At 38.7% G+C, this 13,387-nt stretch carries 10 protein-coding genes; 7 read left to right on the forward strand and 3 right to left on the reverse strand.

The genetic code is table 11. The features are described from left to right. Position 1 precedes the first annotated feature (1 nt). From IL356_RS10865 to IL356_RS10875, 3 genes are all read right to left on the reverse strand, one after another. Positions 2 to 1,120 carry a fasciclin domain-containing protein gene (locus IL356_RS10865; protein ID WP_121848984.1) on the reverse strand — a complete coding sequence of 373 codons (1,119 nt, stop codon included), beginning with the start codon at positions 1,118 to 1,120 and terminating at the stop codon, positions 2 to 4. A 45-nt stretch (positions 1,121 to 1,165) separates the two neighbouring features. Then, a complete protein-coding gene (locus IL356_RS10870) occupies positions 1,166 to 3,043 on the reverse strand; it encodes a cytochrome-c peroxidase (RefSeq protein WP_121848983.1) in 1,878 nt (625 codons plus the stop codon). 80 nt (positions 3,044 to 3,123) lie between these two features. Further along, positions 3,124 to 4,662, reverse strand: coding sequence for a PhoX family protein (locus IL356_RS10875; protein WP_121850702.1), 1,539 nt, complete (start codon positions 4,660 to 4,662; stop codon positions 3,124 to 3,126). 326 nt (positions 4,663 to 4,988) lie between these two features. Between IL356_RS10875 and IL356_RS10880 the strand changes: the two genes are divergently transcribed. From IL356_RS10880 to IL356_RS10910, 7 genes are all read left to right on the forward strand, one after another. After that, on the forward strand, positions 4,989 to 5,450 hold the full coding sequence (locus IL356_RS10880; RefSeq protein ID WP_121848982.1) for a hypothetical protein: 462 nt from the start codon (positions 4,989 to 4,991) through the stop codon (positions 5,448 to 5,450). A gap of 13 nt (positions 5,451 to 5,463) precedes the next feature. Further along, on the forward strand, positions 5,464 to 6,153 hold the full coding sequence (locus tag IL356_RS10885) for an SGNH/GDSL hydrolase family protein (protein ID WP_121848981.1): 690 nt from the start codon (positions 5,464 to 5,466) through the stop codon (positions 6,151 to 6,153). Positions 6,154 to 6,156: 3 nt separating this feature from the next. After that, positions 6,157 to 7,281 carry a Gfo/Idh/MocA family protein gene (locus IL356_RS10890; RefSeq protein ID WP_121848980.1) on the forward strand — a complete coding sequence of 375 codons (1,125 nt, stop codon included), beginning with the start codon at positions 6,157 to 6,159 and terminating at the stop codon, positions 7,279 to 7,281. Between the two features lie 362 nt (positions 7,282 to 7,643). Beyond that, complete coding sequence (locus IL356_RS10895; RefSeq protein ID WP_121848979.1) at positions 7,644 to 9,788, forward strand: hypothetical protein; 2,145 nt, start codon at positions 7,644 to 7,646, stop codon at positions 9,786 to 9,788. Positions 9,789 to 9,976: 188 nt separating this feature from the next. After that, the gene (locus IL356_RS10900; RefSeq protein WP_121848978.1) at positions 9,977 to 11,695 is read left to right on the forward strand and encodes a phytoene desaturase family protein; all 1,719 of its coding nucleotides are present in this window, start codon (positions 9,977 to 9,979) and stop codon (positions 11,693 to 11,695) included. Between the two features lie 48 nt (positions 11,696 to 11,743). Further along, positions 11,744 to 12,475 (forward strand): sulfite exporter TauE/SafE family protein, encoded by a 732-nt coding sequence (locus tag IL356_RS10905; RefSeq protein WP_121848977.1) that lies wholly within the window; start codon positions 11,744 to 11,746, stop codon positions 12,473 to 12,475. A gap of 5 nt (positions 12,476 to 12,480) precedes the next feature. Beyond that, a complete protein-coding gene (locus tag IL356_RS10910; protein ID WP_121848976.1) occupies positions 12,481 to 12,978 on the forward strand; it encodes a DinB family protein in 498 nt (165 codons plus the stop codon). Positions 12,979 to 13,387: the final 409 nt, after the last annotated feature.

The raw sequence follows: 13,387 nt of genomic DNA on the forward strand, positions 1-13,387 counted from the left end.
ACTATTCTACAAACTGAAGCACTTTTTGCGGAAGCAAGATTTTATCAATAATATGTACCACTCCGTTTTTGGCTTCCACATCTTTGATATTAAAATAGGCCCTGATTTCAGAGGCATCCTTTATCGCGAAATCTTCTCCTTCCTTTACCAGTTGAATTGAATCGTTGGTTAGCAAGGTTTCAACAACTCCTTCTTTAAAATCAGTTGAAAGTAACCTTTGGTTCGTAAAATGCCCAAGAAGAATATCGTTCAACACTTGTAGTTCAAAGAAATTCTGAAAATCATCAAAATCATCATAGGGATCTCCCAAAATATCAAAGAGAAGTTCAACAGCTTGGTTGTTCGGAGCAAAAATAGTTAGGGCTTCTTCCCCTTCCACCAGATTAAAAAGATCAGCCTTCATCATTGCTTCTTCAAACATTTGCAAATCTTCATTGTCAACAATAATCTCTTTCAATGTAGGCTTCGGAAAAAATACATCTCTCACCGATGTGGGCCATAAAATTTCATTCACACCATAAACCACACCGTTAGCAACTTCTGAACCTAAGTCTATAAGTTCAATTGATTGGTGGGAAGCAGTCTCTAAGTAAATACTCTCGCCAACTTTCACTTTGATTTCCTCTCCATGTTCCGACGAAAGGTAATCGTCATTTAAAAAGTCTTCTGAAAAAAGAGCGTTCCCACGCAACAAATGATACTGAAGTATGGCCTGTAACAGTTCAATCTCTGAAGCGTCATCAAAATCATCGAGAGAATCATATCCGTCTATACTTTCTAAAAAATCGCTAAAGGCCATATCGGTAGGTGCAAAGAAGGTAATCATTATTTCGCCCGATAGTAGTTCGGTGAGTGATGCATCCACTTTGTTCAGAGCTTCGCTCAACATATGGTAATCTTCTGTTTGCGTGATATATTCATAAGCATTCGGAGTACCATCGCCCTCTTCATTATTGTCTTCCTCTTCTTCTTGGGGTTCATCCACGACTTCTTCCTGGTCGGGATTAGACCCCTTGTCATCGATCTCCGGGCTGTCATCACTACTAGAGCAATTTGTTAATAACAGGGTAAGGATGATAACCACTAAAGAAAAAAATGGGTGCTTGTATTTTTGTTGCATCGTTATATTTTTTTGGAACGTCAAAAGTCACTTTTAATAGAGACATTACTGATTTGCATTGTTTTCGGAACTACTTTGCGCCACTAATTGACTATTATCACCAGTTTTGCCCTGTACTTTGGTATCAGTAAGCGTTTTCAAAAAGGCTATAATGGCCCTTTGTTCACTGTCCGATAGCTGCAGTTCATCAAAAGGTAGGGTTTGATGTTCGAGATCAAAACCCATTCCGCCGCCGCCACCTTGATTGTAGAAATCCATTACTTGTTCCAATGTTTGGTAGGCACCGTTATGCATATAAGGGGCGGTTAAGGCGACATTTCTTACTGTGGGAGTTTTGAACATACCCCTATGAACCTCTTTGCCATAGCGCCAAAAGAAGCCCAAATCATCATCTAACTCTTGATTGGAAGCCGTTTCAGGAACCCCGATGACCTCTTTTTCGGTTTCCGAAAAAAATGGCGGTACCGTACCATTGGTCAATGGCATGAAATGACAGGTGGCACAAAGGGCTTTTCCCATGAAAAGGTTCATTCCTAATTTTTCTTCTTCTGAAAAATTTGATTCCTCTCCCCTCATATTTCTATCGAATTTCGAGTCAAAACCATTCAGGGTAGAGATGTAGGTCGACAATGCCCTTATGACATCGGTATTTCGGGTCGAAACTTTACCATAAGCTTCTTCAAACATGGCCGTATAGGTCGAATCGGATAATATTTCTGTAGAAAATTCATGAACACTACTAGCAAATTCTTGCTCATTGGTAAAAACAGAGGTTATTTGGTCCAAAATATTCTCGGCACGCCCATCCCAAAAAAAACTTTTTTGAAATGCCACATTGATTAACGTAGGTGTATTTCTTTGTAAAGTATTGCCTGTATTATCTAAATTGGCCGTTATGCCATCGGAATATGCCTTCTCAGGAATATGACAGGTGGCACATGACATAGTACCATCTTTTGCCAATTTTGGCTCAAAAAATAATTTTTTGCCCAAAGCCAATTGTTTCTCATTGGTATTTCTGTTAACGGGAGGAGTAAAATAGGTGAGATTAAAGGCATCTTTTTCGAAAAATGTAGAAGCGTCAAAATTGAACGGTTTGTTGTTGACGCCTGCCCAAAGACCACTCTCTTTTCTGATGGACACCCAATTTCTGGTTATAGGATTCATATAATCCCTTATGAAGGTATACCTATCAAAAGTTTCAAAATCGGTATTCTGATCCAGGTATTGAATGGCCATTTTAATATTTTCAGTAAAACTTGTATCCAGATCTTGGTTTTTATCTTGAACCAAATTTTGGATGGATAGACCGTAAACCGTATAAAGACTTTGTAGTGAAATTTTACTTTCTTCTAGCCCCCATAAACTAACAGGAGTGTCAAAACCTACAATACCAAGGCTGACAATGCGCATCAATTGCTGATGGGTAGCTATAAAGAAACGCTCGGCATTTAAGCTTCTTTCCCCAGTGTTTTCCAAAAGGTTGACCAAAAGACCCTTGGTCAAGTTGGTCTCTCTAATAAATACGGTGGCATCTTCACCTCCTTCAAAAATAGTTTCCTCTATCTTTTGCAAACCTAAAGGAGCCAATACCCTTTCGGTGTCTTCGGCAAAAATGGGCAATGCAGGTCCATTCGCTCTATGCCCAATAGCGGGATTTAGATAAGACGCATAAGGCTCGGCCTTTTTAAAGTTTATCCTTAACTTTTTGAAGACTTCTTTAGCCTTCTCACTTTCAGGATTTAAATGAGCAAGAGAGTCAATCAATTCGACCGTTCTTGTCATATGTGAATGATAAAATTTTTGTGCTTCGGTCCAGTCTATATCAGGGCCTTTCTCATGATTATTGGCCAATTGTTTAGAGCCATCTTTACACGATATAAAAAACATTAACAATAAGATGGAAAGAAAATATTTGTACATGACGGACACAGCATTTTTTTTAAATAGGTAAGACCCCTGATGAACAGGGGTCTCAACCAAAAACAGAATAATTAAGCGTATTATCTAGGCAATCCTTTCAATATAACTATTTGGCCACCTTGATCATCTTCACGGGCACCAGCTGCAATGGCATCAGGCCTATCAGACTCCATATCATGACCATCTACACTTTTAAAATCATCACTTTGCCAGTAATGGGGTTGAAGGTTTAGCAAGAAAGTATTTGGCTCTCCAATTTTCTCTGAAATATCTTCAAGTGCACCGAATTCGCCACTGAACCCAGAACCGCCAGAAGGATCAAGGTCATTTCTAATTACCAATTCTAAAACAACCTTTGCATTGTTACCGTTCAGGTCAGTTTGATAAATGTAGGCAGCATGGCCTCTATCAAAAGAGTTCGGGTCTTCTTGCAGGTAGATGAAGTTTTCGGTTACACAAATGTTATCAGGACTTTGAAGCTCAGGCACATTACCATCCATATTATTTGTATCGGTATTACCGCTGACAATCTGAGTAAGCTTTCCAGTCAAAGGAGAATCTTCATCCAATTCTAAACGATAGGCAGTACCCCAATCGTTATAGGTACCGGCACCTGGGCCGCGGCCTGTGACCGCTACAAAAACGTTTCTGTTATTGTCAGAAGAACCTTTTTGATAGTCAACATCCTCTACCCTCATAAATGCACTGGCATTAACGGCAACGCAGGCATCTTCCATCTCGTCTTTTGTCATATCGGCACCGTTCTCAATTTCTACAAATTCAAATGCATAAGTTTCACCAAAAGCCAAATCACCTTCATTGTAAGTAACACCAGAAGATACGGGTGCAGGGTTTATGGCATTACCATCGGCATCGGTGGACCCCGAAGCAACTTCTTTTAACCTTAATACATATACTTTACCATTGTTCAAATCGGCATCGCCGTTTTCAGACATGTAGAGAATAATTTGTCCTTCAGAACCGCTAGAGTCATCATCACCTCCTATGATTACGGTTTTTCCAGGATAGGCATCTCTAGGTAACGGTACTGCATTTTCCCATGAGAATTCTCCTAGCGCATCAAGACCAAAATCGGCCGTTGGGGTTGGGGTCTCTATGTAGGGATCAATAGCTTTTACATCGTAATGAAAGCTCTCGGAAGCCGATAAGAAAATATCACGTGGGCCACCATGTACACTTGCTTCCCACATGGTTCCCGAACATTGTCTTGCAAAATCAGCAACCCCAGAGTTCAATAACCACTCCCCTCCTGTTGGGTTCATATACTCATCAAAATGAAGTCTACTAACGGCATAGTCATCTTCGGCATTTACTATGTACATGTAGCCGTCACCTTCTTTTAAGAAACCGGCGCCATCTTGTGCACCCACCAATCTAAAGCCATCTTGCAATACATCGGTTGAGCTGATTAATGAGTAGGCTTTAACAAAGTTGAATTGAGGTTTCATGGCCACTAAGGGCTCTAGTTCAGATTTATTCTCGAAAATGGTTCCTTTCTCCTTTCCAGGACCATGGCCGAGAAAATCATCTAGCTTGTCGCATGAGCTGACCGTAACGGCCAACCCTGCACAAAAAAGTAGTTTACTAAGTGTTCTCATTTTTGTTTCTAGGTTTTTCTTTAAAAGTTCTTTAACAAAAATATGGTTGAGAGCACCCATGGAAGTTAACTCAATATGGTCATAATTTAAACGTAAGTTGAATTTTATGTTAAATGGTTACGACAATGTTACTATTAAAGATGATTCTAAATAATATCCTCAAAATGAACTATCTAACTCAAATTTTATAATAGTCTAGAAACCATAAATCAAACAAGTAGAACTTTATAATAAGTAGGCGCGGGTAATTAAAACACTTTGCTCGATTTTGACTCTTCAAGTTTGTTTATATTAGTCATGCCAAGCAAAAACTAGAACTTTACCGAATGCAACCTAACGGCATCTCTATTTTCAATAATCTGAAAATTATTCATACAGCCCTACTCATCGGCATGGTGCTGTTTGGCATTTTTGTCTATACCCAGAACGGACAGTTTATTGCAGAAATCGAAGAGGGAGATATTTTTGTTTATATCGTTCCAATAGTAGCCTTTGCCGCCTATTTTTTGGGAATGCTTTTTTTCAAAAAGATGATTCTTAGATTAAAAAGGGAAGATAGCCTAAAGCAAAAGTTGGAAGTCTACCAAAAGGCCAATTTGGTCAATTACGCCTTTCTAGAAGCGGCCGCTATGTTGGCACTTGTTGCCTACTTTCTGAAAGGTACCGCGCTATACTTGGTCATTGCGCTCTGCATCATGGCCTTTTATATTTCGAAACGCCCTACTATTAATAAGCTGCTCAACGACTTACCACTTTCAATGGAAGAAACAAATCAATTAACTAAATAACTTAAAACTACATATGAAAACTTTAAACTCAACTTGCCTGACCCTATTTATGGCCTTAAGCATTTTTACTACCATATCGGCACAAGATTGGCCCAACCTTAAACAGTTTCAAGAGGCCAATGCCCAACTTCAACCTGCTAAATCAAAAGAAAACAGAGTAGTTTTTATGGGAAATTCCATAACCATCGGATGGCTGAACAAACGACCTGAATTTTTCGAAGGAAAGCCCTATGTCAATCGCGGTATTAGTGGACAAACCACCCCTCAAATGCTACTACGTTTTAGACAAGATGTTATTGACCTTGAACCGAAGGTGGTCGTTATTTTGGCCGGAACCAATGATATAGCGGGCAACACAGGGCCTTCAACCCTCGAAATGATAGTTGATAATATCAAATCAATGGCCGAAATAGCGAAGGCCAATAATATTAAGGTGATTTTAAGCTCCACTTTACCCGCGTACAAATATGGTTGGAAACCCGAAGTTGAACCTGCTGAAAAAATTGTTGAACTTAATAAAATGATTAAGGCTTATGCGAAGAAAGCAGGTCATATCTATCTTGATTATTTTTCGAAAATGGCCGATGAACGAAATGGATTGCCCAAAAAGTACGCAGATGACGAGGTGCACCCCACCGTTGAAGGCTACATGGTAATGGAACCTCTTGTTGAAGCTGCTATCGCTAAAGCCCTAAAAAAGTAATAGATGAAAAAATTATTGCTCATCGCTTTTGCTATCATAACGCAAATAGCCCCGGTAGCTTCACAAGAGAAAAAAGATGCTCCCTTAAGGGTTGGTGTCGTCGGTTTGGTACACGGTCATGTAGGTTGGATATTATCCAATGAAAAAAAGAGTAACATCGAGATAGTCGGTATTGTAGAGCCCAACAAAGAATTGGCTCGAAGATTGACCAAACAGCACGGACTTTCTATGGATATTGTCTTTGATACAATCGAAGAAATGGATGAAGCCGTACATCCTGAAGCGGTAAACGCCTTCAATAGCACCTTTGATCATTTGGAAACCGTTCGCTATTGCGCCCCCAAAGGAATTCATGTAATGGTAGAAAAACCATTGGCCGTTAGTTGGGAACATGCCAAGGAAATGGTCGAACTGGCCAGAAAACATAACATACATTTATTGACCAACTATGAAACTTCATGGTACGGTAGTAATCACAAAGCCTACGATTTGATAATCAAAGAGAAAGCTATCGGTCAAATGCGTAAAATCAATTTTCATACCGGCCACTTTGGTCCTATAGAGATTGGCTGTGGGGATGAGTTTCTTGAATGGCTAACGGACCCCGTTCTTAATGGTGGCGGGGCCCTAATGGATTTTGGATGTTACGGCGCCAATATCAGCACTTGGCTAATGTCTGGCAAAACCCCCATTTCGGTTACCTGCACCACTTCTAGCTTCAAGCCGAGCAAGTACCCTAAAGTTGAAGATGATGCCACGATTGTTCTTCAATACCCGGATACAGAAGTGACCATTCAAGCTTCATGGAACTGGCCCCATCATGTGAAGGATATGGAAGTTTTTGGAGCGACCGGATTCGTTAAATGCAAAAACGGTACGGACATGGAACTGATGACCGATGAAAAAATAGGACCAAGTTCTTTAAAGGCAAACGACCTACCAAAAGGTGAAAACGACCCTTTCGCCATATTTAAAAAAGTGGTTCATGAGAATTACAAATTACCGGCATATGACCTTACCTCACTGGAAAATGCCCAAATAGTAGTTCAAATATTAGAAGCTGCAAAAATCTCTTCAAAAGAAGGTAAAACAGTATTATGGAAAAATCTTTATCCAGAGAATAAATAAATCAGTTCACCACTATTTTAGAACTAAAGGCCACCTTAAAAGGTAGGCCTTTTTTGATACTTCCAAATTGAAAGTTGCCTTTTTAATTCTTCAATGCATACATAAAATTTATCCTACCGTACATATTAACATTTTCAATTGTCAACTACTGTCTAATATTGTTGCATGCTTTAAAAACAATCCCTAAAGCAGTTTTTTATTCCCTCTTAAATAACCCACCAACAATACTTCCTTTTTTTTAAAAAAAAGGTATCTCTCCCCCGTTGCTCTACTAAATAGCTCTTGGTTAAAAGCATTAGTGCTATTTGGTATTAAAAGGTGTATTCCTCCTACAGAAATTCAACTCATAAAATCTAAATATCATGGCTAAAAAAAGTAATCCAGTAACCGTAAAGATTGATATCAAAGGTCAATCTCTACAAAAAGACCTTCAGATTTTCGTTTTTGATAAGAATGAGAACCTTTTAGAAGCGACCGCACTTAACAAAGAACAGATTAAACTGAAAACAAGTGCGAATGAAATTAAAAGTAGAGGGCAAATATTTATCGGCCCTTCTATTCCCAAGGAGTTTGAAAAGCGCAAATTGACTCCTGTTACTATTAAAAAAATGGGAGGCTATGAACCTTCTATTCGATTAGACGTAAATAATGATATTACTATTTCAAAATTACCCAATATAATTTTTCCTAATTGGTATTGGTGTCTAATTACCGGAAACTTAAGCAAGACCTTTACTATCGACGGGCAAAATGAAACTTTACCAATTTGTGAAGCAAGAGTACATATTTGCGAAGTGGATAGAATTAAATGGTGGTGGCCAAAGATACCACGGGCAGTAATTACCGATTTGGGTAAAAAATTGAAAGAGATATTAACAATTCCTGAAGTCAAATTTCCACCATTACCTGATCCTGGTCCTCTTCGACCACCCATAAGACCAATTACAGGCTTTACCGAAAAAGCTTCGAACAATTCAGAGGCCTTACAGAGAATATCAACTCTAAAATTACCTGATGATGTAAAATTGGGGTTATTATCTGAGTCTTCATCAGTAGTTAGCGATACGATTTACAAAAATTTTCATTTACTACATCCATACCTATGTTTGTGGCCTTGGTTCTGGCCATATTTCTATAGATGTACAGAAATAGCTACGGTCTACAGTGACTGTAACGGACATTTTGATTACAATTATTTCAATTTTGACAATGACAAAGACATTTATGTCTGGGTAGAAGTCAATATTGATGGACAATGGGTTACCGTATATCGACCTCCCATGTCTTGCTATACCAAATGGAACTACAATTGCGGTTCTGAGATTAATATTCGAATCACCGACCCAAGGGTAAAACCTTGCGAATGTTCACCTATACCTGGTGCTATTGTATGGATGAAAAGAATCAACAGCGGTGTTCGCTTGCGAAAAGTGCAACAAAACAATGGTTCTAGTGAACACCTTACCAACGCCATAGGCCTTACCGATTTCATAACCGCCGGCCAGAAAGTATCGCCATTTGGAGGTTCTTTTCCTTTTGTGGTGCAATTTGGTAGTGGATTTCCGAATTCTACGGTATCACATTATCGTTGGTCTTATAAAAGACTTAAAGATGCTTACTTAACGTCTATCAGTGATGTATCACATCATTTGGAAGGTAATATTAATAAATCATACACCTATGAGGTTTCAACGCCGACCGGAACCGTATTCGCCACAGGAGCATTTAACTTGGGGCCGACATATAATTCTGGAAAACCTAAGTATAAAATACCCCATGTGGAAGCTTCCGATGATGTGCCTTCAGAGCCAACTGCCGAGTGGAACCAAGATACCAGCAGCATTTATGTTAATACCTCCGGTTTTGCAGATGGGCTTTACGAATTCACTTTTGAACTTTTAGACAACTCAGGAAATGTGATGCCTGTTGATGCCAAGACGTTTGTGGTTGACAGATTATCGTCAGATCCTACCGGCGAAACTACCATAAGTGCCGATGGCTTACCAGAAAACTATTTGGTCAAAAATACTGCGGGCAAGGCTATAGCTTTCACTTTTAAAATGCGAATAGATAATCAAGCCTGTTATGCCGATGTATTAGATGCTATTGTAGATGGCAACACCACAGACACCGCTTGTGGTGTTGGTAGGTATGACAATAAAACAACTGATAAAGCCATTATCAGGTTTTTGGCAGGTCAACCACTTAACTTCGCTTATTATGGTTTCAACATAGTCAAAGGTAATAGCAATGCCGTGCCGGTAGCGAACTCGGCCGGTTATGTAACCCAGTCCGATAACGGATATAGTATAAGTACCATACTCGATGCAGGGGTACAGAAAACGTTTTATAAGAAGCAATTAAATGTAAGTGATATGCTTGGCTCATGTAACATGGCCGCCTTCGCCGAAGTTCTTAGAGTGAGGGCAACGCATACCAATGGTAGTGTTAGAATAAGCTCATATGATAGTGAAGATGTAGGTGCCATAGCAATGGCCACTTCTTAATCACAAATGGTAATTATTAAATGGAATGGCCCGTTAAGGGCCATTTTATTTTACCATTGGCACCCTTTTTTTTTTAGAAGATCCTACTCTTATCAAAATCATCACTTCTTAAAATTTATGCATATCTTCACTTTTGTTAAAGAACCAACAATTTTATTTTCAGACAAAAGGTCTGTACAATTGTTCAAATGACAGAAAAGAATAGCACTATAAGTACCCAAAAGCAACCACAGAATAAGAATTATGACGCTATTATCATTGGGTCTGGGGCAGGTGGTTTGGCCTGTGCCATTTGCCTAGCGCGAGAGGGCAAAAAAGTACTGGTGCTAGAGCAACACGATGTACCAGGAGGATGGTGTCATAGCTTCTATCTTAACGGACACCGATTTACACCTGGTGTACACTACGTTGGCCGCTTGGCCGAAGGGCAGACCACTAACGACTTATATAGAGGCCTAGGCATCGCCAACGATTTGGTTTTTTTTCGAATGAATCCCGATGGTTACGAGCATGTAAAAATCGGTGATCATCAGTTTGATTATCCTGATAATTTTGATGAACTGATCCATCGGCTTTCAGAACAATTTCCCGAGGAAGAAAAGAATATATCAAAATACCTAAAACTTACCCGAACGGTCAGTAGAGAATTATACTCCATCCCCTATTTTAAGGGTTTTTGGCAGAAACTGATAATGCCCTACAAGACCAAATATTTTGGTAAATATGCGCTCTTCAGCCTCAGTAGGGTGATTGGTTGGCATATAAAAAATCCACTTTTGAAGAAAATACTCAATATTCAATGTGGCGATCATGGGGTAGCCCCGAATAAGGTGCCATTCTTGCTTCACAGTGCTGTTATGTACCATTACATTCATGGTGCCTATTACCCCATGGGTGGAGGTGGTGCTCTCATCAAATCGATGACCAAGGTGATTAAAAAGTATGAGGGTGAAATAAGAACCAGTACGGCCGTTAACAAGATATTGCTAGAAGGCGATAAACGAAAAAAAGCCGTAGGGGTCGTACTCGATAATGATGAAAAGATTTATGCCAAATACATCATCAGCAATGCCGATGTTGGTATTACATACAATCAACTGATTGGAAAAGAGAATCTTAGTAAACGCTTGAACCGAAAACTAGAAAAAACCACCTATTCATGTACATCGATTATGTTATTTCTTACGGTGGATATGGATTTAAGAAAGCATGGGGTTGATTCTGGAAATATTTGGCTAATGCCCGACCGCGGACCCAATGATTTTTATGAGGAAATCTTTGCCGATCGTATTGATGAAGGTGATGCTTTTGAGGGAATGTTCATTAGCTGTACCACACTAAAAGACCCCAGTAGTTACGACGGTAAACACCATACCATTGAGGCCATCACTTTTGTAGATTATAAGACATTTGAGAAGTTCGATCAAAAAAATCAAGAGCGGTCTCAAGAATATCTTCGATTAAAAGAACGATTGACCCAAAAAATGGTCAATGGTATCGATAGAGCTGTTCCCGGTATTAAGAAGCACATTGTGCACAAGGAGTTGGGTACACCACTAACGAACGAATATTATATTAATTCGACCAAGGGCAATGTATATGGTACGGAGAAAAGCATGATGCACATAGGGCCATTTGCTTTTAGGGCCAAAAGCGAGATAGAGAATCTATATCTCTGCGGTTCTAGTGTACTTTCACATGGGGTAGCCGGAGCTTCCCATTCCGGAGTCGATACAGCGGCCCGAATATTGGGCTGTACTTCTGATGAACTAAAGAAACCACAAGAAGATCAACACATAAGGCTATACGAAGCTGAAGATTCTTCAGCTTATCCTGATTGGCTGAAGAAAAAAATAGCCAGTAAGCAATCTAAAAGAAAAAAAGCATCGGTCGAAGCTGCCAATTGATCGAATTTTCGTTTTGATAGTAAGCTACGACCGCCTGAACTTAATCTGGTGAAAAACGTTAGCTATATATTTTTATTATTGGCCTTGTTGGCCGAGATATTGGGAACCATAGGGGGTTTTGGCTCGTCAGTTTTTTTTGTACCCATCGCTAATTTTTATTTTGATTTTGAATCGGTATTGGGTCTGACCGCAATTTATCATCTGTCGAGCAACCTTAGCAAGATATTTTTGTTCAAAAAAGGCCTAAACAAAAGACTCTTGATAGCCATAGGTTTACCTTCGATTATTTTTGTGATAGTGGGAGGAATACTCACAAAGGTGGTTAATTCTAATTATTTAGAAATAGTATTGGGCCTATTCTTAGTAACTCTCAGTGCTATCTTTTTGATGAATAAAAATCTAGCTATTAATCCCAATAGAAAAAATGCTATTATTGGTGGAAGTTTGTCAGGATTCTCAGCAGGACTTCTTGGCACAGGAGGTGCCATTAGAGGTCTCACCATGGCAGCATTCAATCTAGAGAAAAATGTGTATATCGCAACCTCAGCTTTTATAGATTTTTGGATAGACTTTTCAAGAACCTTTGTTTACTTATTTAACGGTTTCATACATAAACATGACCTAGTTTACGTTCCGTTTTTACTATTAATTGGACTCATAGGTACTGCAATAGGCAAAAAAATACTCCACTACATACCGCAAGAGAAGTTCAAACTAATCTCTTTAAGTTTAATTCTAACCATTGGTCTAGTAACTCTATCAAGGCTGTTTTTTAAGTAGAAGAAATGAAGCTCAAAAATCATATTAAAAGCTATGCACAGTTTAATTTCTGGGCTAACAATGTTTTAGCAGACTATATTGAGAAAGTTCCTAGTGAATTGAAAAAACAACAGATTCAATCAAGCTACCCCAGTCTTTATGAAACCATAGAACATATGGTGCAAGCACAAAAATTCTGGCTTTTGGTACTTGGTGAAACATATGATTACAAAGTTCCATACATCGACCAAAGATTAGCCTTTGAAGGATTTGTTGATGAATTCAAAAATCAGTCAAAAATCTTTCTGTCAGGTTTAGAGATGGTTCTGAATACTGATTTAGAAAGAAAAATTAAAACTCCGTTTTCCGAGGAAACTATTAATCTTTCTGACGTATTTATTCATGTAATCGATCATGAAACCTATCACAGAGGGCAATTGGTAACAATTTTGAGACAATTAAATTTGAAGGATATTCCCAATACAAATTATTTTCAATTTTGTTTAAGTAGAAATCAATTGTAGACAAGTATATACGTTAAGTGGCAAACACTGACTTAAATAATCTGGAGGCACTATCTAAATCTAACATAGAGCATTCATGCCTTTTATGTCAATACCAACTATGCAGAAGTGTAGCAAAAGCTAGAATTTTTTATGCCATGATAATGCCCGTCCTCTTTATTTTTACATGTAGATTTAGAACTACAATCTAGGTGGTCATTAACACCGACAGATTATTTTGTTATTGACAAACCCCATCATATTGGGAAGATATTACCAAACTACATTTGATATTTCTCAAATGCCAATTGTCTTTTTTTATTTGGCAAAATGGTTTTCTTAGTCGGCGCACTTTTACTCTATTTCTCTGGTACGTTACTAAGAAAATGACTCCGTATAAAGGCCAGATGTTGTCGCAACAACGTTTTTG

Source organism: Euzebyella marina (assembly GCF_014855515.1).
Taxonomy (GTDB): domain Bacteria; phylum Bacteroidota; class Bacteroidia; order Flavobacteriales; family Flavobacteriaceae; genus Euzebyella; species Euzebyella marina.